Below are 24,681 nucleotides of genomic sequence, written 5' to 3'. Positions count from 1 at the left end.
TGAAATGACTTTCTTAATGACTAAATCATTTTTTTAACACTTTCAGGTTCACTCTTTAAAAGCAAAGATAAGCTAAAATTGCATCCAATAGGTGTGGAATCATCCCATTCTTGAAATTTACCGTCTTCAAAAGGTTTAGAAATATTTATTTCTATATTACTTTCATCATAGGTCCAGCTCCAATTATTTTCGTTCTCATAGTCGAACTGAAACCTCTTCAATGACATGTTTTTCCCTAGTCTCTTAGTGAACTCTTCTAACGACAGAGAAGATTGAAAAGAAATATGTTCATTTATCATCATAAATTCTACTCCCTATGGTCTTTCATCTAACGTTGTTGTATTCACGACCCGACGCATGTCGGGTGTCCGGCAGCCTCTGCTTCCCTGAAATGCTTCTGCCGGACCGAGGGCGTATGCCCGATGCGTGAATATATTGTTATCTGATTTCAGGATAATCTATGAACAACTTTCAACAATGTTTTAACTATGATCTTCAATCAGTATCAACTTCTTATCTTTCATTTGAAATATTGATTTCCCTTGAAGTTTTAATGTTTCTCCTGCCTTCATTCCATTAGGGAGATCACTGGACAATATTCCCTCATAATCAATGTCAACCTCTGCTTTATCTCCTGTGAAGGTAATGTTCTTTATTACTTGACGCCTTTGAGAAAATACCTGAATTGACTGCTCTGCTAATGTGCGAAATTCTTGAATCCCCTTTGTTTCCGAATTCACTTCACCTTTAGAAATGTTTCGAAAATGAATATTCTCATTCAAAACTCCTATCATTCCATCAATGTTAACGTGTTATATGCGCTCAGGTATTTTTCAATAAGATCTTTTAAATTTGAGTTCTCCAACTCGAATCACACTCCTAGATTTTGATATTACATATTTGTCCTGATTTCAGATAACGTTTCTGTACCCACGACGTCCCACCGGCTTAAGCCCTGCCAGGGGCGACCGCGGTGCGGATGTGTCGCTGTATTAACTTCCATACTGATTACTTCTCGCAAACCAAGGCGCCGCAAGGCTCCAAAGCGTGGATATGATGTTATACGAAAGTTCCTGTCTTTAATCACTGTTATTCCAAGTTAAGATCCCTTCAACTTCCTTAAATCCCTTTATATCAAAATTAGCATTTTGATAATTGATTAAAACATAAACCCATGCTTCCATTGAGTCTTCCAATTTGTTTCGATCTACAATTAAGCCTTTACTTCCTGTATTTGAATTTAAAATATCATCAATTTGATCTGCATCTTTATCAGTTAGTCTTGGTTTATTAATGGTTATAGATGATAATCCTTTTAAAATTGCTCTCATTTCATCATCTATTAATATTAAGATTCCTTCTGAAGAGGGCTTTAAACAAGCGTAACCACCAGCTTGATTATAGTACGCAACATCTGATTCAGATTTTATTATTAAGGCAAGTTGTTCGAGATTATATAGACAAACTTCTCTTTTTGTTTGCATTTGATCTCCTCATAAATTGGTCTTGGGACTTTCGTATAACGTTTCTGTATTCACGACCTCAGCGTATGCTGAGGTGTCCGGCGAATGCCGGATCAAGGGCGCATGCCCGCAGCGTGAATATTATGTTATACGGAGTAGACTGTAGGCTCAGATACTAAGAGCCTCCCTCATAAATTGGTTTGGGAATTTTTTTAGCTTTACTAATGGAGTGTCGTTGTTTATTTTATTTAATTCAATGATATTCATTTCTTGTACTGGTAAATAATCTTCAATCATGAATTCAGTCATTTTAACCATATCTGTCATTGATCCAAGGACGCTTCTATCATACGTCTTGATGAACTTCATACTGTTCGCATTACTAATGTAGTTGTTGATTAAAGGTTCAGAGATTCCTTCCGCCTTTAAGTTTTCTATAAGTGCATTGAGAAATAACTCTTTAAAGTTCTTATAGTGTTCCTTCCTTATTCCAAACAAAATAAAGCAATACCTTGTCTTATTATTCATAATAATTAAATTATTCTTTTTAGCCATTCGAAATACATTGGCATGCCATTTGTAGAGTTCATCCTCTGATTCATTGTCTTGTTCTTCGATAAAAGAGCTAGTATCAAATAGCTTCTTGGTACATGAGATTGTTATCATATATGTGTCCTTTCACAGTCTATTTCGTCTAACGTTCCTGTATTCACGACTCGACGTATATCGAGTGTCCGGCGAATGCTGGACCAAGGCCGAATGGCCGCAGCGTGAATATTATGTTATAAGATGTCCCTGCCTTTAATTTTTATAATATGGTTTTATTCAGTAATCTCTAAAATGACCCTCTTGTTTTTAAATGCCTTTCCCATATTACATTTCCTCCTTGAGATACTCTAATTGTAGAAATGGCTAGGGAATCCGAATGTTCGCTCCCTTCCGTCCTTCACAAAAATTCTGATGAAATCGCGGCTTGATTTCAACTATGTTTTAAGTCCGAAGATGAGGAAGTCGACATAAAATGCTCAATTTTGGAGGCCTCCATTATGCATCCAGCAGATCGAGCTATCGGGGAAGCGGCGGCGCATTTCGGACTGCCGGAATCCACTCTGCGATATGACAAAAAAAGGCTGCTGCCTCGTCTCACGCGGGACGAGGCCGGTATTCGGCAGCCTATTCATCTCCCGAAAGCCTCGTCCGGGCTGGACGAACATAAGTATCCAGAAACGCATTGCTGAATTTTCCGTTAGGGTCATACTTGTCGATCAACTTCCGAAACGGCGGCAGCTTGTCGAATTGTCCCTGCAGGACATCGGCCGGTACCGTAAACAGTTTGCCCCAATGCGGACGTGCGTGAAACGGCGCCAGCGCTGCTTCCAGCAGCGGAAGCACGCGCTCGACCGCCTGCCAGTCGTCCCGCCACGTGAAGTGAAACGCCACTGAAGATTGATCGCAAAAAGGGCTCAGCCATAAATCGTCCGCAGCGATCGTGCGCAATTCGCTAACGAACAAAATCGGCGCAAGATGCTCCCGCAGTCGGTGAACGGCAAGCGCCGCTTCATATACATGCTCCCGCGGCATCAAGTATTCGCTCTGCAGCTCTTTGCCGGCACTCGGCGTAAATTCCATACGGAAATGCGCGAGTCGCTCATGCCACATCCCCGGCTTACCGAGCTGCTCCGTGCAGTTTTCCGCATGCATGTTCGGCAGCGGATGCACAGGGGCCGTCGCAGGCAGCGCTCCGTAATAGTCCGCATGTCCGGCATAGCTTGCGCCACCATCTTCTTCCCGGCATTTTGTCCATACCTGATGAAATCTCGGCTGCTGCCAATCCGTGAACAAACTTACGCTGTAAGCGCCCGTAAAGATGCCCTCCGCGTTTTCTTCAAGCTGCGAAAGCGGCAGATTCTCATAAACGAACTGTCTGATGGAATAAGCCGGCACGACGTTCAGCGTCAGCTTCGTCACGATGCCGAGCGCGCCGAGGTTCACGACGACGCCGGCGAATTCCGCATCGCCGCGGCTGAATGTATGCAGCTCTCCGTTCGCGTCGACCAGTTCGATACCTTCCACCGCTGCCGCCAAGCTTCCGTTACGGCTGCCTGAACCATGGGTGGCCGTAGCGGCGGCGCCGGCAACCGTGATATGAGGAAGCGATGCCAGATTATGAAGCGCATAATCGGTCAGAGCGAGCTCCGCGCATAGTTCCCCGTACGTGATCCCTCCTTCGACCGTTACCGTGCCGCGTTCTTCGTTTAAGGCCAACATGCGGTTCCAATGCCGCAGCGAAACGAAGATCCCGTTCGTATCCGTGATCGCATTGAACGTATGGCCGCTGCCCGAAACCTTGATTTTCCGATGCTCTTTGACCAACTGCTGCAGATGCTCCACGCTTTCGGGACAGATCATTTCGGTCGCGCCGTAAGTAAAGTTGCCGGCCCAATTTTGATAACTCATTCGAGGTCCTCCCAAGTTTCAAATAATAAAGTGCTTCTTTAAAAATCCGAGCGTCATTTCTAACCTTACCCTTTTTAATGGCCTAGTCTTTACCTATTTAAGATAAACCGTTTCCACGCTTCAATTCGCTGCCGCAGAAATGGCGTCCTGCTTTAAAGCCAACACCGTCTTTAACATTTTTATCTTTACCTATTTCTTATCTGTTTTTTGATTCCCTCTTTTACTTATTCAATTCGTCTTCTTCGAGCCGATCGAAGGGCTCGTTATTTAAGAATGGCTCGTCATTCAAATGATTTTAATCAGCTCTTAGTAATTACGTATAACGTTCCTGTATTCGCGACTCGACGTATGTCGAGTGTCCGGCGCATGCCGAGCCAAGGACGAATGTCCGCAGCGTGAATATGAAGTTATAAGATGTCCCTCATTCTTTGAATGTCTATATCTTTTTATAGTTTTCTACTTTATATTCATACTGGATCAGTTGCCCTTCTCTTCCTATTTCTTTATACCTAGCTTTTCGAGCAGTCTTCTAGAGGCCATATTATACTCATTTGTTTCTGCATGAAATAAATTGATTCCAAATTCCTTCAATCCATATTCCATCATTTTTCTTCTCGCTTCAAACCCTATGCCTTTCCCCCAGTATTGGCTTACACCTATTGCAATCCCCAATTCTGCTCTCTGATCTTTTATGTAAGCCAGATCCGTATAGCCAATGAGTTCACCCTTATATTCAATTCCTTTTCGTACAAAACCATCTAAGGGCAGTCTCTATTTTGCTCTTCCTTCCTACTTGGTTTAATTGTTTGGTTTGTGGGATTTCTTATAACGTTCCTGTATTCATGAACCCCAAAGGGGTTGTCTGTTGAAATCCCTCCTCGAAATCCATCTTGCAGACCAAGGCTCCAAAGGAGCCGCAGCTTGAATATTATGTTAAGTGATTTTCAGTCTTCCTCGAATCACCACTCAATCCTCTTGCGTCTTTTATCTCTTATGAACGAAGTAATTTAAATTTCTTTAGATCAATATTAAATTTCCCTTCCATCAGTACGTCCAGTCCCAAAAGTCCGTTAATGTTGTGATATTTAAATGAAGTAAAGTCTATGTATACATCCTTTAAAATGAAATCCCCTACCTGTATACCGTCGATTCGCTTACTGAAGGCATGCTCTTTACCTCCGATTCCGTAGCTAGTTATAATTTCATCTTCCATACTCACTAGTATCCCAATCTCATCCACTTCATCTTGTGAAATCAAGCTATGACTGGCTCCTGTATCGATCACGATGTTTGATATCACTTTCTTCTGCTCATTGAAATGGACTGTTATTTCCGTAAATAACAGCCCATCTCTATATTCAATATTCATTTAAAGATTTCTCCTTAAACCTATATTTTTCCGTACCTTCACAACGATTCGATCTTTGGAAGTATGGTAAACCAGAGTCTTGTCCCTACTGTTCAATAGTTCGCGAGTCGCTTCTTCATCACTGATCGGGCCAATCACGGCCACATCATCAATGATCTCTTGATTGTCTGTTTCTTCAGAGTGAAGAACTTCAAATTTTACGAATTGATTTGGAAAAATCTGTTGAACTTCTTGCCATTTCATCATTGTCCCTCCTCTATTTTAATGGTTATATTATACCACTTCACAAGCCTATAGCTCTCACTGGAATTTCACTTAACGTTCCTGTATTCACGACCCAGCCCATGCTGGGTGTCCGGCGAATGCCGGACCAAGGACGTATGTCCGCAGCGTGAATATATTGTTAAGTGATGTTCCTCTGAATTACCTATCAAATACGTCTTGAAAATATTTATCCATTAATCCTTTATTCTTAAATCTGTCTTTAATATGTTCTTTTGCTCTTAAACAAGCATTTTTATAACCTTCACTTTTCATACTATCCGCAAGAAAAACCATTTCAATTATTGGATCACTTGGTTCCAACTCGTATGCTTTTGACAGCATGTTTTTCCCTATGCTTTCCCAATGCTCATAGTCTCCAAAATGTTGAGGAAACAACGTAATCATATAACCGAAAATCAATAAAAACTGCGTTTCTGTAGAGAAATTATGTATCCCTTTCTCTGTAACTTCGTTTAATGTCAATTCAATCATCTCATAATCGTTTTCATTAAGCCCCTCAGTAACAAACGTATTTCCAGATTCGACACTCAAATACCAGGATAAAAAACCTAAATTCAAGCATATACTCAAATCACGCTTCCCTTTGTCCCACTCTCTTTTCATCGACAGAAAGGCTTCTTGATAATTTTTTGCAGTCTCAAATTCATTGAATTGATCTCCATCAAACATCACTTACCTTCCTTTCAATTTAGCTTCGGAATTTCACTTAACGTTCCTGTATTCATGAACCCCAAAGGGTTGTCTGCCGAATTGCCACTTCGAAATCCATCCGCAGACCAAGGCTCCGGAAGGAACCGTTGCTTGAATATTATGTTAAGCGTTGCTTCTGTCTTCCTGAGTTAACTTCATTGACCCTGTACCGACTTTAATCTAATTTCTTAGTTCTTATTCTTGGCGTACCAATTTAAAATTTCATTATGTGTTCTATCAATCTTTTTATTAAATCGTTCTCTGTACTCTTCTTTAATATCGTTGGGATCATATCCATACCACATACTACAATTGATCAAAAGATCCCGTATCTCATCCATCGACTCTTGAAACAGTAACATTAATAATTCCGTAGTCAAACGATCGTGTTCATCATCTGGTGCACCATGTTCAACTAAATTCACAGGATCAAATTTGTTAACGATTTCTCTTAGTTCTAAAAATGTCTTTGAATCTTTAGCGATTTTTATTTTATGATTCTCTTTAGGATCGTCTTCAAAATCCATCTATCCCTCCACATATTTTAATCTACTTTAACGAGATGTAACGTCCGAATAACCGTATTCGAAATATGCTGCGTCAATTTTTTTGTAATTCCTCGACTTTCAATCATTTTTAAATGTGCTCTTTCAGAAGTTGCGCTTAACGTTCCTGTATTCATGAACCCCAACGGGGTTGTCTGCTGAAATTCTTCTCCGAAATCCCTCCCGCAGACCAAGGCTCCAACGGAGACGATGCTCGAATATGCTGTTATACGCTTCCCCTGACCTCTTTGAAACACCTCCAAAATATGCTTTGCCCTGTCCTTTCGATCTTCAATGTCTCTTCGATCTTTTAATGCCTCTTCGATCTTCAATGTTTCTTCGAGCTTTTGATGTCTCTTCGAGCTTTAATGTCTCTTCGATCTTAATGTCTCTTCGAGCTTTAATGTCTCTTCGATCTTAATGTCTCTTCGAGCTTTAATGTCTTTTCGATCTTAATGTCTCTTCGATCTTTAATGTCTTTTCGTTCTACATCTAGCTTTGCGGCTCGAAGCAATTAACAGAATTCAACGAATTAGCTCGCCAAGTAATTTATCATCAATCAAAATTTTGTCTCTCAGGGGTTGCGTATAACGTTGTTGTATTCATGAACCCCAAAGAGGTTGTCTGCCGAAATCCTTCCCGCAGACCAAGGCTCCATAGAGCCGCTGCTTGAATATTATGTTATGGGTAGTACCATTACTCCAGAGGATAATCACTCAATATAAATTGGTTTATCCTACTTGGATGTCTCCCTATACGCCCTTCATTATCAATGAATCCTTTAATTTCTATATTAGTTTTCTTTAATAGATTCCTTATGTATGCTTTTCTTTTGGTGTATTTTGATTTTTCAATTCCCCATCCAATAATAATCAAGTCAGTATCTGCTATAGAACTTTCAATATATTGATCATTTAATTCACCTACGGCCTCTGAATTGTTCGATAAAGGAGAAGGGTCTGTTGAAATAAATGCATATAAGTTTACTATCCTAAGTGTCCCAAAATCATTATCTATTAGAAAATTCATCAATTTACAAACACTCACATCTGTTTTTAATTCATCTGCAAAGCTCGGATTAATCATAATCACAGTCGCTTTTTTCTTCTCATTGTCCCAAACTCTCTCAAGCAAGTATCTGTGCCTTTTGTCTTTTGAAAAAATCACTTTTGATTGTATTTTAGCTTCTTGAATTATTGTCATATAATTTCGTTCCTTTCTATAAAACTTCTTTAGTGGTATTTCCCATAACGTTCCTGTATTCATGAACCCCAACGGGGTTGTCTGCTGAAATCCCTCTTCGAAATCCATCCCGCAGACCGAGGCTCCAACGGAGCAGATGCTTGAATATTATGTTATCGGACGGTCTTGTCCCCTTCGAATCTACTTCACATTTCTCTTCAATCTTCCAATCGTCTCTTCATATCTATTGATCTTATGTGTTTTTGACCCTCACGGTTCTTGGATCTTATGTCCCTTGAATTTCATTGGTTTTTGTTCTTTAATCTGTCCTTTGAACTGCAATGTCTTCTGATCTTTTCAATGTTACTTGATCTTGATTTTGTTTTTTAATCGCTTTAATTCCTTCATTTTCATTTCATCTCTTTTGGCTCTTTTCATGCTATTATCCGATTTGTTCAAGGTTCTTCAATTCTATTGCAAGTCTGTTCCGATAACGTTCCTGTATTCATGAACCCCAAAGGGGTTGTCTGCCGAAATGCCTCTCCGAAATCCATCTAGCAGACCAAGGCTCCAAAGGAGCCGCAGCTTGAATATTATGTTATGAGATGTCATTGACCTCTTCGAATTAACCCCAAAATAGTCCGTTATGCCCCTCTTCCACAATCTTTAACTGTGTTTCAAAATCTTCATTCGGTTCTATATCATCTATGAAATGCCATTTCCCTTTACTGTCTTGCCAATATATTTTCCATTCATTTTCACCTAATCTGAACTGAGCTACTGGCATCTGCACCCATTGATCACTTTTGTACCCTTGTCTTTCTTCTATCAATGTCACATAATTTCCTCTGATCTTATAACTGATTCTAATTTGGCTTTTCACATGTTCTGGTACTGCATTTTTAGTATATTTGTCCATGATCTTCATAATCCGCTTCTTCGTAAAGTCATCCATAGCTTGTGTCTCTCCTGCCTTGATCCGTTTTACTCTACTTATATCACAATGATGTCTCATAACTTCAAATTTATGAACTTCGTAAATACTACAATTTCTGATCTTTTTCCGAACTAAATCTAGTTTAAACCATATTGTTCCATTTAAAAGTTACAATTACATCTCAAAGAGCAGCCTTTACATCAGGCTGCCCTTCGATGCTAATTTTCCTATGAATTTAATTTACTAGATTCAAACGAATTACAGCTTTTACTTCGCTCCACCGCTCCATATGACTCGTTCGCTCATCGCTTTGTGCTGAGCAATCAGGCAGATCTCAGCCGCTTTGAAGGCATGCTCTTGGGTCATCGCATTCTCTGTCCGAGCCAAGCAATCACGGATCAGATCGCCGAAGAAGGGGTACCCTACCTGCCCTTTCACACCATAATGGTACTCACCTTCGTGATTGACTAGATAAACCTGATCCCCTTGAGTTTCTCGACCTACATCAATGTATTTACGCAACTCAATGTAACCATCTGTCCCTAAGATCACGGTACGACCATCGCCCCAAGTTCTCAGTCCATCCGGAGTGAACCAGTCTACACGGAAATAACCTGATGCTCCATTGTTACCAATCAGGGAAGCTTCTCCGAAATCCTCCAGTTCGGGGTATTGTGGATGATTGAAGTTATGAACACGGCTGAATGCCACTTCTGCATCCGTACATGAGGCAAACGTCAGGAATTGTTCGATCTGATGGCTACCGATGTCGCAGAGGATACCACCGTACTGTTCATGACGGAAGAACCAGTCTGGCCGAGCTGGCGCATTTAATCGATGAGGTCCGGTGCCCATTACCTGTACAACTTTTCCAATCGCACCCTCTTCAATTAATTGCCCTGCGTAGATGGCACTTTCAACATGCAGTCGCTCACTATAATAGACCATGTACTTTTTGCCGGTGCGCTTGACTTCTTCACGCGCGCGCGATAGTTGATCCAATGTTGTAAAGGGAGCCTTATCCGTAAAATAATCTTTGCCTGACGCCAAAACCCTCATGCCGAGCGGTGCACGTTCGGAAGTAATTGCCGCACTGGCTACCAGCTTCACTTCATCATCAGCAAACACCTGCTCTTCAGATTGAGCTACCTGAGCCTGAGGAAATTGTTTACGAAATGCTTCTACTTTGAGTGGATCCGGGTCATATACCCATTTAAGAGTCGCTCCCGCTTCAACTAATCCCCCTACCATGCCGTAGATATGCCCATGATCCAATGCTACAGCAGCGATTGTGAACTCACCTTCACCACATACGACCTCTTTTTTTACACTTTTGGGTGCATAGAACATTCCATCTTTAGCCATGTGATTCCCTTCTTCCCACTTCTATTTTGAATACAAGTACGTCGATTCTATCCATTCACTTGAACGTTTGTGTCAAGTCTGCAGGTTGATTCTTGTTATAGCCTTGATCCTTCTTCATGACGGATTGTGCGATACGCTCTTGTAAATGTTCGTAGAACAACTCTTCATCCATTGGTAAATCAACCCAATGATCTGTCCATGTTGAGAGAAGCATCGCATTAGACAATGTAAGTCCTTGAATGCCCTCTTCGCCTGGAGCGATAAGAGGTGCACCTGTACGGATTGCATCGACCCAGTTCCGGATTAATCCTGGGTGACCTGATTCTACCCCGGTAATCGGAACATCACATTTCCAGCATTCCGGCTGTCCAAACCCTCCAGTAAATCGTTGATTAAACTCAGGCTCGGATTCACGCAGACGCCAGAAGGTTAATTTTCCATCTTCAATTACAATTTTCCCGCGATCACCATTCACTTCAAATCGATTCGTACCCGGTGCTTCGCCCGTTGTAGTTACAAAAACCCCTGTTGCGCCGTTCGCATATTCCACATATGCGGTCACATCATCTTCGACTTCAATATTCCGGTACTTCCCAAAAGAACAGAACGCCCGCATACGAACAGGCATCATACCGATCGTCCATTGCCACAGATCCAATTGGTGAGGGTCTTGATTAATCAGAACGCCCCCACCTTCGCCCGCCCAAGTCGCACGCCAGCCACCAGAATCATAATAGCTCTGAGATCGATACCAATTGGTAATGATCCAATTTGTCCGTCTGATCTCGCCCAGTTCGCCTGAAGCAATAAGATCCTTAAGCTTGATATATAAAGGATTAGTTCGTTGATTGTACATGATTGAGAAACATTTTCCACTAGCACTTGCTGCCTCGTTCATCTCCCGTACCTGCTTCGTGTACACACCTGCCGGCTTCTCAATCATGACATGTAAGCCATGACGAAATGCCTGAATGGCCTGCTCCGGATGGTCATAATGGGGTGTTGCAATAATTACGGCATCAATGGTGCCTGACCCCATCATCTGCTCTGCATCCTGCCAATAAACCACCGAAGGAGGAAAATTATCCGATACCCACTTGGCCATCTCCTGTCTCACATCACACACCGCTACAAGTTCTGCACCGGGAACCTCTCCAGCGATTAACGTCCTCGCATGTGCTGCTCCCATGTTCCCGATTCCAATGACTGCGACCCGAACTAAACTCATACGCTGACCTCCTCTTCAAGTTGTTGTTTAATAGCCTGAAATACATCTGCAAAATGCTGTAACATCTTAGCGGAGCTAAACACACCACTGAAATCCTCAATGCCGTAATATCCATTGTATCCAACCGCTTGTAAATCTCGTACAACCTGCACCCAATCCACCACGCCTTCTGTTAAAGAAAGCCATGAACAATTCCATTTTGTAATTAATGAGGATCTCTGATCTTCACCCCGTCGTTCAGATGAAAACGTCGAAATAGCTTCCTCCTGAAACCATCCTGCATTTTTAACATGTACATGTGCGAGATAGGGACCTAGTAACTCTAATCCCATTCGATGATTTTCGTATCCCTCATGCACCAGGTTGCCTGGATCATATAACACACCTACATGCTCTGCATCCAATGATTGAACCAGTCGATAGGCCAAAGAAGCACTTGGTGCAATCGTCTGATGATGTGTCTCTACTAAGGCCTTTACCTTATATTGCTTAGCCATCTCCTGAACTTCACTCAGATAACGCACGGCCTCCCGATATAACTCAGGATAACTTGCAGTACGATTATATCCCGGTACACCTACACGCATCATGGATGCACCAAGCGAATTAGCCGCTTGAAATGCCTGTTCGGTTGCTGGCAAGTCACCACAGCTCAGATATGGTACAAGTGCAATGGATTTCCTTCCATGCTTGTGTGCTGCCTCACGGAATATCGGAGTTTGTTCCTCCCATGAGGCGGGATCTATGGAGCACCGGTTGTTCCGCCAATAGGACGGCTCTTCCTGCAGAGCATCTTCCGGTATTCCGCGAAATCTCCATTCAATCCCGTCTATTCCGGCTGAAGCTGCCGCTGCTGCTAACTCTTCCGCATTAAGATCAGGAGTTGCCACCGTAAATACTGACCATTTCAAACCCATCAGCTCCTTATGTAAACGTATTCATTTTAAGGTTGTAAGCGCATTGTATCACTCCCTGAACAGAGTCAACAGGTCTTTTCGTTAACAGATGAATGAGAGATAACAGTTAGACCATTTTCCCCATTCAGAGATAACACTTTGTTATCAAGAAAGAAGTGAGCGTGGATTTCTCATGCGAATCACATCACAAAAAACAAAAAAAGTGCTGACATTCTCTCAAGAGAAAATCAGCACTTTAATCTAAGCGTAGTTTAGAAAGTAAACTAGTTCATTTCACAGCCCACTTACTTCCGATCAAAAAACACATGCTCTGCCTGTAACTTGCCAAGATGTGTTTTCATAATGCCAAACGAATACTGTTTCTGAAAACGCCGATCCGTAGGTGAACCAGGGTTGAATACCAACACGTCATCTACCGTATTCATAACCGGGATATGCGAGTGTCCATATACGATAGCGTCAACTTGCTGTCCAGCAAAGGTCTGAATGGCATTTTGTTCTGTGGACTTTGAGCCCTGATGACCGTGCACGAGCCCAATCCGAAGACCATCGGCCTCAACAATACGAGAAAATCCAAGCTTATCCGCAACTTCAGGAGGATCCGTATTGCCTGTAACACCAGCTACTGGCGCATAGTTGCTTAGCAGTTTATACACGCTCCAGTCAGACCAATCGCCTGCATGCAAAATAAGATCAGCATCTGACAGCTCTTGTACTAGAAGCTCAGGCAATTCACGGGCTCTTCTGGGTAAGTGCGTATCCGAGACCACGATAATTTTCATGTTACTGCACACCTTTCTATCTCTGTACCTAGAATGGGTTTTCCATCACTGCGCCGGCGTTGAAACCTCGTCCATTTCCAAACAAGAGCGTTCCATATCTTCAAGGGTAATTGATGCAAAAAACTGCTGTACCTTCTCTTCAGCTACCTTATATAGATTGTTCAGCAATCCATCGATCCGTAAACCTACATTACAGTCTGGATTGCAATTGCCGTGAATCGGAAAGAGAGGCCCTTCATCCTTAGCCGCTTCGTAGATCATGGCTAACGTAATTTCACTGGAAGGTTTTGCTAGATAGAATCCTCTTGTTCCTGGAGATGAATCCACAAGACCTGCCTTTTTCAGCCCACCTAGAATCCGTCTAACAACGACAGGGTTCGTATTAATACTACCTGCAATCTCTGCAGAAGTGATTCGTTCAGGGGCATCCAAGGACAACAGTAACAAACAATGCACACTGACCGAAAAATGAGTACTCATGATTAACCACCTTTTAGAGGTTGTTCAAAAAAAACGCTTTTGATTACGAGGGATGCCTGTTGGCATCTCAGCGTCAAATATGGAACTCAGCCGAAATAAGTAGACGCTCACGAAGGTTGTTTCCTTCGGAAACAATGTAGTTGCTCACGTAGTTTATCCTACGCTCCGCTACTCCATTTCTGGCTTCATCCTATCTTCTCGGTACTGAAAACCGTCCTTTTTGAACACGCACTTTTATTATTAACATTTCCAAACAGTAATTTTAGATGCTTGTTCAATCCATCACAATTTAGAAGAGCAACTCGCTGTTTATTTATTCAGGAAATAGGTTCTGTTCAGGACGTGCCCTGGTTTTGAGCTGCCGTACACTATATTCAAGTTGCTTCACGATATCATCTAGTTGTTTACGGTCAATCTTCGTTGGATCATCTACGGGCTTGGCCGTCGACTTCAGATCCCGGATGACGATCTGCTGCTCCTGCCATTTATCCATCAGATCGGCTATGTTGGCATAGAACCGCTCATAATCCTTGATAACCAAGTCAAGGTAAGCATCTACCTCGTCAGGGTCATATCCGCGAAGTTTATAGTTAAATTGTTTCTCATGAATTGACAATGCATCGAGCTGCACGCCAAGTTGTTTGAACAATTGTCTTTGTTTATCCAATCTTCGTTTCATATGTTCATCCATAATGACAACCTCCATTATATCAAATGCGCAGCAACTTCCATATGAATTTTATGGGTCTGCGGCATTTCTCTCTCTATTTTTATAACACATTATCGTTCAGATATGAAACCAGCGTAGCCTCTATTTCAAGCAAAACATGATTGCTCCTCGTTAAAATCGGGTAAGGACTGACTACACACCCATTACGGGAAAGGAGCAAGTCGATATGAGTACATTAACGAAAGATCAACTTCACCAATTAAAGGATGCTCTTTTGGAGCAACGTGAAAATTTACAGCGCCATTTTGAATCCAGCATGGAAGATGGAGCTCCAGCAGAATCTCTCAAGGATTCAACCGGTGAGCTGTCATCATACGATAACCATCCAGCAGATGCAGGTACAGAAACGTTTGAGCGTAGCCGGGATCTTGCCGTAGATGATACCTTGAGCGATGAATTCGATCAGGTGAACGAGGCGTTGGAACGAATTGAAGATGGTTCTTATGGAACCTGTATCACCTGTGGTAAGGATATACCATTTGAACGACTGGAAGCCATCCCCTACACCGCCTACTGTATTGACGATACCCCGCAGCGTGATCTAAGCAACGATCGCCCTGTCGAGGAAGAAGTGATGACCATGCCTCCAACTGGTGCTGGTGAGGTCAGACAGCGCAATGCAGGTAAATTCGATCATGCAGACGCATGGGAAGCGGTCAGCGAGTATGGCACGTCCAACTCTCCAGCAACAGCAGCCAAACGCGAAGTAAGAGATTATGATGAGAACATGTAGTCTTCAATCATCATTCTCTACATCGAATTGGTTAACTGATCTGTTGGTCAGCGATACCTTCCTTGCGTTCAGCGATTGTTCTGAGCACGCATGAAAAAGCCGCCATTGGCGGCTTTTTTCTACGTTCACATCCACTTGTCTTATAATACCCCTTGCTCATCTTCAGATAACATTGCGGTTAGTTAATCAGGAGGTCTGCACGAATCCAATTTCTCTAAGACTGAACCTGATCATGACTTCGGCTTAGAACTGGACTTCCTTTTCTTAGACGGCTTTACGTCGGTCTTTGAATCCGGCTCATCCTCCAATTGTTTGGACAAACTGGAGAATAACCGAAACTCTTCTTGAGCATCTTGTTTCTTATCATTTGTAAAATAAGGCTCGCATAACTTCGTAATATCCTTAAAGAGCTGCTCTGCTTCTTCATTCGTTGCATATAAGGTCATGTCAGAGATGAACATACGATCACCTTGATTAGCCTGTTTCATGAACCTCTCACGACTCTGCTCATACATTTCATTTAATAACTTCAATGTTTCCGATTGAAAGACCTGCTTGAGCGGTGAATCCCCCTCGTCTTCATGCCGAAGATGAATCTCGCCTTCAAAGGGCTCATAGTATTTGGCAATAATCCCATTGATTTCGCGTGTGGAGACGAGGGTAAGCAATCCGATCTTCTCCAGCTTTTTCACATGATAGTGTACCTTGGCAGGCACCTCTCCCATCAAATCAGCTACTTCTTTCACCGTCGAGGGTCTTCCCTGTTTACGAAATGTGTTCATGATCTGTATACGGTACGGGTCAGAATACACTTTGATCTCTTCTATTGTTGAAAGTACAATGTGCTGCATCCCTTATATCCTCATTTCCGGGCTTATCTCTATATTATACCGTTCCAACAGGACTTTGGTCAAAATGCTCCGGAATATGAAAAGGTCAATGACTCATTAGTGTTGTTTAGTAGAACGAATGTTAACTTTCACAACTTAGACGTTGGGATTCCATGTCCTTCATTCACGACATCTGCCGAAAATTTTTGCTAAATAAAATCATAATAACAGACAACGCAAGCAGCAGACCAAATACGATGAACAGTACAGGCAATGCAATCCACTCCGCCAGCGCTCCAGCAGCCAAACTACCAAGCGGAACAACACTAAGACATAACATACTTTGAAGAGCTGATACTCTACCGAGCATCTCGGAAGGGGTAACCTCCATCAGATAAGAGGCCAGTGGTGTCGTCGCGAGTGGGATCCCGAATCCCATCAGCAAGCAGCAGGCGGCGGCAGCAGGCAATTGGAAGTCCGACATATAGGCAGGCAGTGCAGTTAATGCATAACTAAGACCGAGCATGACAATACCGCTAATGACCAGCATGCTTTTACGATAATTCGCTCCTGCATGTGACATCCATAGCCCACTAAGCACCATTCCCCCTACCATCAGTCCACTAAGCAGACTCAATCCGCCAGCTCCTGCCTGAAGTGTCTCCATGACATACGGCGTTCGTAGAACATTAAAGGGCATTAGACAGAAATTGACGAAGGCAAACAAGATGGAGACGATGAGCAGAAGGACATGTTTACGAACAAAAAGAAAGGCATCCATCATTTCGGAAAATATACTTTTGGCGTTAGCAGACTGATTCACCGAATCATCATGTATAGCTCGATTCTCATGCTTAGACGATGTATTGCTGGTTGGATACACCACACGACTCATGCATATTGCGCTTAAGGCGAACAATACAGCATCGATAAAAATGGTCCATGCAATGCCTACTGTTGCAATGAGCGCCCCTGCCAACGCAAGTCCTGCAAGCTCTGCCACTCTTGACGCTGAAGACGACATTGCATTACCGGAAAGCAACATGGATTGAGGTAATAACCGCGGTACACTGGATACCTCTGCAGGCGAAGTGAAGCACTCTAGAAGTGAGATCAGGATGGTTACAACGAACAGATGCCATACTTGCAATTGACCCAAACCAAACAACAAAGCTGTGATACCAACAAGTAATCCACGCCCCGCATTGGTGAGTACAATCACTTTTTTAGGCGACATTCGGTCAACCAGTGCTCCTGCGAACAGACCCAGCAGAATATTAGGCAAGAAATTAACCGCGAGCAGTGTCCCCATTAGCAACTTCGAACCCGTTAACATATACACCATCCAGCTATAAGCGATTGAATCAATCGAATCACCAAACCTAGCGATAACCTTGCCTAGCATAAACTGCACGTACGGTCTGATACGTAACAATTCTCCAATTCCCTGCTTGCGTACCACTATACCTTCACTCATTGTTAATCCGCCCTTCAACGTTAAAATATTTTTAATGTTAATATTATTTTAACGAATCTTTAAAGAAAAACAACCCCTTCGTGAAAATAATTTTATCGTTGTTTTTTAGAACGTTTGTTTACACTGCTTTTTACCAATAATAATTCCCTATTACTTGTCTACAACTAGTCGTTAATAAACATACAAAAAAGACCCTCATCCCGAAGGATGGAGCCTGTATTGAGCTATATGGTAGTGCCAAGTTAATAACGCAAAAGGTGGCAGGTGGTATGGAAATCTATGCTTTGTTAATCACTATCCGCTGACGTGTTCTTGCCGATTCCAGACAAGCATCAATGACACGCATATTATTCACTGTATTTTCAGGTTCAAAAGGTAAAGGCGTACCCTCAAGCACAGCCGAAGCAAACGTCTCTGCTTGCAGAACAAACGAATTAGAGACGGATACACGTTCTTCACGACTTATGGAATCAGTATGCACAATGATCTGTGGTGGAATATCACTGTTCTCCCAGCCAAACACCTTCGGTAGTTCAATACGCCCTTCTGTACCGAGAATCTCCATTTCAGCTCGACCAGAAGCCCACATTCCACAATCAAAGGTTAAGGCTACACCTCCAGGAAACTCAATTAAACCTGAGGCCATCATATCTACACCATCATGTTCGTCGGAAAATAGAGCATGCACCGTAACCGCCTCTGGTTCCTGCCCAAGATACATACGTGCTGCAGAGATTGGATATACACCTAGATCAAACAATGATCCGCCGCCCATTTCACGTTTGAATCTCACATTTTCCTTATCGTCTGCGGTATTGCACGTAAAATTACCATGAATGGCTCGAACGGTTCCAATCTCACCACTGGCAATGATCTCCTCTACCCGTCTGTGCTTAGGATGATAACGATACATAATCGCTTCAGCGAAGATAACGCCATACTCTTTGCATATTTGTATCATTTCGGAGCTTTCATCCGCATTCAATGCTGCAGGTTTCTCACATAGAACGTGCTTTCCAGCTTGGGCTGCTCGGATTGTCCATTCCTTATGCATATGATTTGGCAGAGGAATGTACACTGCTTCAATCTCAGGGTCCGCGATAAGCTCTTCGTAACTACCGTAGGATCTAGGAATGTCCAATTCATCTGCAATGGCCTCAGCCTTCTCCTTACTACGACTAGCAATGGCAAGCACTTCGCCACGCTCAGACTGCTGTATTGCCGGTATAACCGCATTTCTTGCAATCGTCGAGGTACCCAGAATGCCCCACTGTAATAGTCTGCTCATGCTTATCTTCCTTTCGTACCGTAGTTATCCTGCTCTGCCTTATGGAGCATGCCGAGACATCGATCCAAGTCTGTTTTGACCTGTTTTTTGTACAACTCGGCCTTTTCCGCTCCGTCATCTGTAAAGTGATACAAGACAATCTCTTGAAAGTCGACTTTGGGATCGTTGCCCTTGAGCTTTTTCGTTCGATAAAAGATTCCCTGCTGCACCAGCTCATGTAGTGCCCGGTATATCTCGCTCTGAGGCGGTACATAACCATAATCCTTGAATTCTTGCTTCATTTCCTCTAACATTTCATACCCATATCCTCTATGCTGCTCTACCATCGTTATTAGATAAAGTTTGATAAATGCTCGTTGTGCAATCATAAAAGCCACGTTGGTTCCCCCTCCTATCCATTAACCTTTCTCTGTGTATTATAAAACTTATGTTCGGTTTCTGCCATCTCGCTCCGTTTTTCTCGTCTCTTCTATCCTGTTGGACTTTATTCGATCCTCCTTTTGTCTAAGGATCGCTTGGAAGAACGAATCATGAAGAAATAGAGAGGGCAGCGGGTAGAAGGAAAGGTTTTATTGTTGTGAATTTTTCAGGTGTTGAATTTTTAAAGTTTTGATTTTAATATACCTGAAACCTGGATCTCCTAAACCGATGGTGGAAAATCCAAAAAACGCAAATAGGGTACAGAGCGCTCACTTGAATTCTCCACGGTTTAGTCTAATTGAAATTATTATGAATTTTTCATATGTTGCTTTATTCGGATATTCCTCTTACCACCTGGCACAGTGCCGACGATCCATTTCCCCCAACGGATCCGCGAAATAAGCCATGGCAGTACACAAGATAACGCCAGTGCGAGAATCCATGTAAGTATCATACGAATGGTCGAGTTGATCCCCCAAGCAACATATAGTAGTTCATCCGGAATGTAGCTGTATCGTAGCATAAGCATGTGCATCAGATAACCACCGTAGGAAACTCCCCCAATCCATCCAAGCCACCGAACAGCAAAAGGATTCCGCAGCTTGCCCGCCAGTTGATACATTACCATTATCGAAGCAATAAGGAATATTGCCATATCAGGTCTGATCAGACTCACGGTGTAAAAGGTGATACGGATGCCTTCCGGTTTTTGATATTCCAGCATTAATAGATATGTAAACCGCAATCCGAGTACAATAAACACGGTCCAGTACACCCAGCGTAACCGTGATATCCACATATTCCAGTGTTGCACTGAGATTCCAGCCACCGCACCTAGTACAAAATAGAAAAAGAAATATAAGAAATTTCGGTCTGCATAGGTCGTAAATGCTTCGGTCAATACAGGAATGTGCAGTCTCTCCATGAAGGCAGCTATGTTGCCAAGTTGATCAGTAAGGATAAGATATACCACGCCGGTAATAAGTAACACTATCCCCCGTCCCCTCGATCCAAAACGTTTGTATACATAACGAATGGCGCGCAGGAATAGTGGAAACAGCACATAGAATTGAATCAGCATAATAATGTACCAGAAATGAGAGGTCGTTTTTCCTGTTAGCAATTTCAACCCCAGCTCCGGTAGTTCCTGCCACCCGATTCCTCTAATTCCATTTGGCGTAAGGACAAAATAAATCAAGGTCCAAATGACGTATGGGATGATGACATCCGTTAATCGTTTATGCATAAAACGACCGTAATTCAGCTGATCGCCTGTGTTATAGAAGAGCACCATGCCTGTAATAAAAATAAATAAAGGCACTGCGAACTTCGTGAGCATTAATAGGATTGCTAATAATACGCCATCCTCAAGCTTGGTTTCTGGAACAATTGAAAAGTGTGCAATCGAATGTTGTAACACGACGGCCGCAAAAGCCATCCCCCGAAGGGATTCAATTTCCACAATTCGTTCTTTTCGAGGCATAACGTTCAGCCGCCTTTCTTGGTTTTACGTTAAATAATAAGTACAATATGACAGTACACATTTTGAGCCGATCGGGGTGATTCACATCATGGATTCTAAGGAAGAACAAACTACAATTGATTCGAAATATGTACAGCAGCATCTAGCAAATGAACGGACTTTTCTAGCTTGGGTGCGAACGGGGATTGCCCTAGTTGGTATTGGCTTTCTTGCTGCAGGATTTGGCTTCAGCTCATCTCTCTATGATCAGATTGCTCATATTGCCGCAATTATTACAGGAGTGACGTCTCTGGTGAGCGGTATTCTCATTATTCTCACTTCAGCAAGCTCCTATCATCGCAAACGCAAACAAATAAATCAACAAACGTTCCAAGCTACTACGCACTTAATTCAATTCTTAACTATTACCATACTCGTCATCGGACTTGCCTTGGCCGTTCTATTGTATGTATTGTTATTCCCTAGTGAATAGCGTTCACATCCTTCATTGCAGACACTACATCTCCTATATAAATGCAAATATAGATTCAAAAGCCGGCTTCCGTGAAGGAAACCGGCTAATGCCTATCTAATGATTCTTAGAAGTCATCAGGAATGATAGATTCAAAACAATCTCTTATAGGAATGTATTATTGCCGAAGCGTGCTGCCTTCGTCTGAGCTTCGAGTCTACGCTCTTCCATATCTAGATCTGCTCGTTCAGCAGGCACATCCGTTCGATCCGCACTGTATCTGTCGCGGTTCAACTGACTGTGGTTACTGAATACATCATAGACATGCTCGTCTCGGTCCGACGAGTCAACGAGAAGCAGGATTTTACCACCTTGCACATATTCCTCGTATTGCTTGGCGTCTTCTTCTGGAATACCCAGTCCGACAAGTCCACCTACAAGCCCGCCGGCTCCTGCACCAACAGCCGCACCCGTAAATGCCGCCGCTATTGGTCCCGCTGCCAGTATTGGTCCAATCCCTGGTATGGCGAGCGCTCCAATACCTGCGAGCAATCCAGCGACACCACCGAGTACACCACCTGTTGCAGCTCCTGCAGCTACACCTTCTGGCGCTTTAGTGCCCGTCTCTTCACGAATGGCTTTCAGATCATCTCGATCCTGTGTAACAACTGAGATATCATCTGAACTGAATCCTTGAGCTTTCAGACTCTCAATAGCCTGCGATGCCTCACGTTCTGTATCAAAAACACCTACGATTTTTTTCTGCATAGTGAATCCCTCCTCATTGGTTTGAGTGGTTCGCTATGTTATTACCCGTCTTCATTTCTTTCAAACGTTTCTGTCCGAAATAATATGTGTTCGTATGATAAAAATATAATCAACCGCTACCCATTGATGAGACATTGACGTTTAACTGCCGCGAGGTTTAGCTCGATTAGTTGCCATCGCTTGTAGCGGGTTATCTGGCCAATAATGTTTTGGGTAACGGCCTTTGAGATCCTTTTTCACTTCGAAATAGGTCTCACGCCAGAAATTCGCTAGATCCCGCGTCACTTGTACAGGACGCTGCGCTGGTGACAGCAAATGCACAGTAATAGGCACACGTCCACCACCGATTCGAGGTGTCTCCTGTTGCCCAAACATCTCTTGGAGTCTAACTGCCAACGTAGGGTCTTCAGGACGACTATAATCTATCGGAATCCGAGATCCACTTGGAACCTGAATATGTGTGGGAGCCTCTTGATCCAATTGCTGACGCTGCTCCCAACTGAGTTCACTTAGCAGTACATCTTGGAGCGACAATTTTTTGAGATCTGTGACAGATCGCATTCCACTCAAAAATGGTCGTAACCTTGCTTCAAAATCAGTCGTTAGTTCGTCAGCAGACAGATTAGGCCAACCTGATAAGTGGGTATGCAAAAAGCGTAATCGATCCGCAAGCTGCCGAGACGATTTATTCCAAGGGAGGCAAGCTAGGCCTTCCAGACGAATGCCACTGATCATCGCCTCCATGACCTGATCTTCCGCAGGATGAGCAATGCCACTCTCCTTCACAACAATTGCGCCAATACGGAGGGATCGGTGTGCTCTTACACTTCGTGTGCTGCGATCCCACACGATTCGATCTTCCTCATGCAACAAATGTGCAGCATGATCCAGCAAGAGCTGCTCCGGCACTGGCGCAGCTAACAGGATGCGTGCATCCGCACCCTGGTCGTCTGCCTCCGCCGCGACCAGCCAAGCTGAACGGCTCAGCGATTCTGTCGCTGCAAGCCGTACACCCCGGCCGCTGCTCAGCAGATAGCGGCCATCCTCCCGGCGCTGCCCTGTCCGGTCCGGGTAGGCAAAGGACAGTAGCAATCCGCAACTGTCCTCATCCGGCCGGAGCGAATGCTGCGCCGGGTCGAGCGCCGAGCGTAGCTGGCGGCTCTCTTGGAGCATGCGCCGCACGGCAGCCGCGTCTGCGACAGACGCTGCCGCCTGCGGCATACCGCTGCTGTCAGCTGTCAGCAGCGCTTCTACGCGCGGGCGCAGATCCGTGCCCGCGCTTGCACTACCGCTGCTGCGCAGGCCCGCGGGCTCCTGCAGCAGCGCCACCAGCATGCTGGCGTAGCTGGCCAGCCCAAGCTCCGCCGCGCGGAGCAGCATGCTGGCCAGTCGTGGATGAACAGCCAGCGTGTTCATCCGCCGCCCAAAGGGCGTGATGCGGCCTGCGTCATCCAGGCCGCCCAGCTGGCGCAGCAGCGCCTGTGCCTGGCCGTAGGCCGCGGCAGGCGGGATGTCCAGCCACTGCAGTTCTGCAGGGGACTGGACTCCCCAGGCGGCAAGCTCCAGCGCCAGCGGCGCAAGATCCGCAGAGGTAATCTCTGGGCGCGCTGCCTCAGGCAACGCACCATGAGCCTCCTCGCTCCATAGCCGGTAACACACTCCTGGGGCAGTTCGCCCTGCACGCCCCCGCCGTTGATCTGCCGATGCCTTAGATACCGGCATCGTCATAAGACGGCTCATTCCTGTGCGTGCCGAGAATACGGATGCCCGGCTAAGCCCGGCATCCACAACCACTTTAATGCCTGCAATCGTAAGACTTGATTCGGCTATGGAAGTGGATAACACAACTTTGCGCATGCCCTGCGGTGCAGGGCGTATCGCTTCATCCTGTCGTTCTAATGACATGCTGCCATATAACGATTGAACTAACACATTAGCAGGAAGCATCATACTTTCGAGTGCTCGCACAGTTCGATGAATTTCTCTCACACCTGGGAGAAATACCAGCATGTCACCTTCTTGGTCAGCAATAGCATTAGCTATCTCACGCGCAACGAATTCCTCAATCTGCGCAGAAGCTGGTCTATGGACGTATCGTGTTTCCACTGGAAAGGTACGGCCAGGACAATCTAACCAGCTCGTCCCTTCACCAAGCAATGTACAGATAGGAACCGGATCAAGCGTAGCCGACATCACAAGTAACTTCAGATCAGGACGCAGCATCGCTCTAGATTCCAATGCCAGGGCAAGACCCAGATCCCCATGTAAATGACGCTCATGGAACTCATCGAAAATAATCATCGCCGTATCCTCTAACCCCTGATCCTGCTGTAACATACGCGTTAATACACCTTCTGTTACAACCTCAATGCGGGTAGCCTGACTTACTCGTGTATCCATGCGCACCCGATATCCAACGGTCTCCCCCACGTTTTCCCCGAGAGAAGCCGCCATCCGAGCTGCCGCAGATCGAGCTGCCAGACGGCGAGGCTCCAGCATCAATATTTTCCGATCATTAACCCAGGGCTCACCCAAGAGTTCGAGCGGAACAACTGTTGTTTTACCCGCTCCCGGCTCTGCGATCAGAACAGCCGTATCCTGTTCCCGCAATTGCTGCTTCAGTTCAGGAATAATCTGTTGTATCGGTAATTCTATCTTCATATCATCGCTCCCACTTGATGTCCTGCTCTTTTGCTCCTATCAATCTGTCTGATATCACTTTAGTAAGTTCTCTTACTATTAATCTAAGAGATTAACTTATTTGTAGTAAGCTTCATGTCTCTTATTAAATTCTCTTGTTA

At 44.0% G+C, this 24,681-nt stretch carries 28 protein-coding genes; 2 read left to right on the top strand and 26 right to left on the bottom strand.

Going from position 1 to position 24,681, the window contains the following annotated elements:
• Nucleotides 1-20: 20 nt before the first annotated feature.
• The 19 genes from ASD24_RS22840 to ASD24_RS22755 all read right to left on the bottom strand — a co-directional run bounded on the left by ASD24_RS22840 (nucleotide 21) and on the right by ASD24_RS22755 (nucleotide 14,391).
• A complete protein-coding gene (locus ASD24_RS22840) occupies nucleotides 21-302 on the bottom strand; it encodes a hypothetical protein (RefSeq protein ID WP_056700851.1) in 282 nt (93 codons plus the stop codon).
• Between the two features lie 180 nt (nucleotides 303-482).
• Entirely contained in the window at nucleotides 483-794 is a 312-nt protein-coding gene (locus tag ASD24_RS22835; RefSeq protein ID WP_235540755.1) for a nuclear transport factor 2 family protein, read from the bottom strand.
• Between the two features lie 285 nt (nucleotides 795-1,079).
• Nucleotides 1,080-1,484 (bottom strand): DUF6210 family protein, encoded by a 405-nt coding sequence (locus ASD24_RS22830; RefSeq protein ID WP_056700849.1) that lies wholly within the window; start codon nucleotides 1,482-1,484, stop codon nucleotides 1,080-1,082.
• A 147-nt stretch (nucleotides 1,485-1,631) separates the two neighbouring features.
• The gene (locus tag ASD24_RS22825) at nucleotides 1,632-2,129 is read right to left on the bottom strand and encodes a DUF6933 domain-containing protein (RefSeq protein ID WP_056700846.1); all 498 of its coding nucleotides are present in this window, start codon (nucleotides 2,127-2,129) and stop codon (nucleotides 1,632-1,634) included.
• 507 nt (nucleotides 2,130-2,636) lie between these two features.
• Nucleotides 2,637-3,920 (bottom strand): FAD-binding protein, encoded by a 1,284-nt coding sequence (locus ASD24_RS22820; protein ID WP_056700844.1) that lies wholly within the window; start codon nucleotides 3,918-3,920, stop codon nucleotides 2,637-2,639.
• Nucleotides 3,921-4,415: 495 nt separating this feature from the next.
• A complete protein-coding gene (locus ASD24_RS31540; protein WP_442952603.1) occupies nucleotides 4,416-4,658 on the bottom strand; it encodes a GNAT family N-acetyltransferase in 243 nt (80 codons plus the stop codon).
• Between the two features lie 253 nt (nucleotides 4,659-4,911).
• A complete protein-coding gene (locus ASD24_RS22815; RefSeq protein ID WP_056700842.1) occupies nucleotides 4,912-5,289 on the bottom strand; it encodes a retropepsin-like aspartic protease in 378 nt (125 codons plus the stop codon).
• The gene (locus ASD24_RS22810) at nucleotides 5,290-5,532 is read right to left on the bottom strand and encodes a hypothetical protein (protein WP_056700840.1); all 243 of its coding nucleotides are present in this window, start codon (nucleotides 5,530-5,532) and stop codon (nucleotides 5,290-5,292) included.
• A 180-nt stretch (nucleotides 5,533-5,712) separates the two neighbouring features.
• Entirely contained in the window at nucleotides 5,713-6,243 is a 531-nt protein-coding gene (locus tag ASD24_RS22805; RefSeq protein WP_056700838.1) for a hypothetical protein, read from the bottom strand.
• 209 nt (nucleotides 6,244-6,452) lie between these two features.
• Entirely contained in the window at nucleotides 6,453-6,791 is a 339-nt protein-coding gene (locus tag ASD24_RS22800; RefSeq protein ID WP_056700835.1) for a hypothetical protein, read from the bottom strand.
• A gap of 17 nt (nucleotides 6,792-6,808) precedes the next feature.
• The gene (locus tag ASD24_RS31135) at nucleotides 6,809-7,141 is read right to left on the bottom strand and encodes a hypothetical protein (RefSeq protein WP_056700832.1); all 333 of its coding nucleotides are present in this window, start codon (nucleotides 7,139-7,141) and stop codon (nucleotides 6,809-6,811) included.
• Nucleotides 7,142-7,505: 364 nt separating this feature from the next.
• Complete coding sequence (locus ASD24_RS22790) at nucleotides 7,506-8,120, bottom strand: DUF1643 domain-containing protein (protein ID WP_056700830.1); 615 nt, start codon at nucleotides 8,118-8,120, stop codon at nucleotides 7,506-7,508.
• 496 nt (nucleotides 8,121-8,616) lie between these two features.
• Nucleotides 8,617-8,946, bottom strand: a complete 330-nt coding sequence (locus ASD24_RS31130; RefSeq protein WP_056700828.1) for a DUF3024 domain-containing protein — start codon at nucleotides 8,944-8,946, stop codon at nucleotides 8,617-8,619.
• A 249-nt stretch (nucleotides 8,947-9,195) separates the two neighbouring features.
• The gene (locus ASD24_RS22780; RefSeq protein WP_056700826.1) at nucleotides 9,196-10,293 is read right to left on the bottom strand and encodes a Gfo/Idh/MocA family protein; all 1,098 of its coding nucleotides are present in this window, start codon (nucleotides 10,291-10,293) and stop codon (nucleotides 9,196-9,198) included.
• Between the two features lie 55 nt (nucleotides 10,294-10,348).
• Nucleotides 10,349-11,521: a Gfo/Idh/MocA family protein gene (locus tag ASD24_RS22775; RefSeq protein WP_056700825.1), complete on the bottom strand. Its 1,173-nt coding sequence runs from the start codon at nucleotides 11,519-11,521 to the stop codon at nucleotides 10,349-10,351.
• On the bottom strand, nucleotides 11,518-12,432 hold the full coding sequence (locus ASD24_RS22770) for a sugar phosphate isomerase/epimerase family protein (RefSeq protein ID WP_056700823.1): 915 nt from the start codon (nucleotides 12,430-12,432) through the stop codon (nucleotides 11,518-11,520). The genes ASD24_RS22775 and ASD24_RS22770 overlap by 4 nt, the downstream gene beginning before the upstream one ends.
• Nucleotides 12,433-12,722: 290 nt before the next feature.
• Nucleotides 12,723-13,220, bottom strand: a complete 498-nt coding sequence (locus ASD24_RS22765) for a metallophosphoesterase family protein (RefSeq protein ID WP_056700821.1) — start codon at nucleotides 13,218-13,220, stop codon at nucleotides 12,723-12,725.
• Nucleotides 13,221-13,265: 45 nt separating this feature from the next.
• Nucleotides 13,266-13,700: an Rrf2 family transcriptional regulator gene (locus ASD24_RS22760; RefSeq protein ID WP_056700820.1), complete on the bottom strand. Its 435-nt coding sequence runs from the start codon at nucleotides 13,698-13,700 to the stop codon at nucleotides 13,266-13,268.
• 313 nt (nucleotides 13,701-14,013) lie between these two features.
• Nucleotides 14,014-14,391: a DivIVA domain-containing protein gene (locus ASD24_RS22755; protein WP_056700818.1), complete on the bottom strand. Its 378-nt coding sequence runs from the start codon at nucleotides 14,389-14,391 to the stop codon at nucleotides 14,014-14,016.
• A 205-nt stretch (nucleotides 14,392-14,596) separates the two neighbouring features.
• Between ASD24_RS22755 and ASD24_RS22750 the strand changes: the two genes are divergently transcribed.
• Complete coding sequence (locus tag ASD24_RS22750) at nucleotides 14,597-15,163, top strand: TraR/DksA C4-type zinc finger protein (protein ID WP_056700816.1); 567 nt, start codon at nucleotides 14,597-14,599, stop codon at nucleotides 15,161-15,163.
• Nucleotides 15,164-15,393: 230 nt separating this feature from the next.
• Here the strand turns inward: ASD24_RS22750 and ASD24_RS22745 are convergent, their stop codons facing one another.
• The 5 genes from ASD24_RS22745 to ASD24_RS22725 form a co-directional block, all read right to left on the bottom strand.
• Nucleotides 15,394-16,014: an ArsR/SmtB family transcription factor gene (locus ASD24_RS22745; protein WP_056700815.1), complete on the bottom strand. Its 621-nt coding sequence runs from the start codon at nucleotides 16,012-16,014 to the stop codon at nucleotides 15,394-15,396.
• A 163-nt stretch (nucleotides 16,015-16,177) separates the two neighbouring features.
• Nucleotides 16,178-17,470 carry an MFS transporter gene (locus tag ASD24_RS22740; protein ID WP_056700813.1) on the bottom strand — a complete coding sequence of 431 codons (1,293 nt, stop codon included), beginning with the start codon at nucleotides 17,468-17,470 and terminating at the stop codon, nucleotides 16,178-16,180.
• Nucleotides 17,471-17,747: 277 nt separating this feature from the next.
• Nucleotides 17,748-18,758 carry a Gfo/Idh/MocA family protein gene (locus tag ASD24_RS22735; protein ID WP_056700811.1) on the bottom strand — a complete coding sequence of 337 codons (1,011 nt, stop codon included), beginning with the start codon at nucleotides 18,756-18,758 and terminating at the stop codon, nucleotides 17,748-17,750.
• 2 nt (nucleotides 18,759-18,760) lie between these two features.
• Nucleotides 18,761-19,135, bottom strand: coding sequence for a helix-turn-helix transcriptional regulator (locus ASD24_RS22730; RefSeq protein ID WP_056700809.1), 375 nt, complete (start codon nucleotides 19,133-19,135; stop codon nucleotides 18,761-18,763).
• Between the two features lie 350 nt (nucleotides 19,136-19,485).
• Entirely contained in the window at nucleotides 19,486-20,661 is a 1,176-nt protein-coding gene (locus ASD24_RS22725) for an acyltransferase (protein WP_056700808.1), read from the bottom strand.
• An 88-nt stretch (nucleotides 20,662-20,749) separates the two neighbouring features.
• Here ASD24_RS22725 and ASD24_RS22720 point away from each other — a divergent pair, with 88 nt between their 5' ends.
• A complete protein-coding gene (locus ASD24_RS22720; protein ID WP_056700806.1) occupies nucleotides 20,750-21,133 on the top strand; it encodes a YidH family protein in 384 nt (127 codons plus the stop codon).
• Nucleotides 21,134-21,277: 144 nt separating this feature from the next.
• Here the strand turns inward: ASD24_RS22720 and ASD24_RS22715 are convergent, their stop codons facing one another.
• Complete coding sequence (locus ASD24_RS22715; protein WP_056700804.1) at nucleotides 21,278-21,880, bottom strand: general stress protein; 603 nt, start codon at nucleotides 21,878-21,880, stop codon at nucleotides 21,278-21,280.
• 141 nt (nucleotides 21,881-22,021) lie between these two features.
• Complete coding sequence (gene hrpB, locus ASD24_RS22710; protein WP_056700801.1) at nucleotides 22,022-24,541, bottom strand: ATP-dependent helicase HrpB; 2,520 nt, start codon at nucleotides 24,539-24,541, stop codon at nucleotides 22,022-22,024.
• Between the last annotated feature and the right edge of the window lie 140 nt (nucleotides 24,542-24,681).

Source organism: Paenibacillus sp. Root52 (genome assembly GCF_001426865.1).
Taxonomy (GTDB): domain Bacteria; phylum Bacillota; class Bacilli; order Paenibacillales; family Paenibacillaceae; genus Paenibacillus.
Note: the sequence above shows the minus strand (reverse complement) of the source record. Positions and strands in the feature narration are given on the sequence as shown.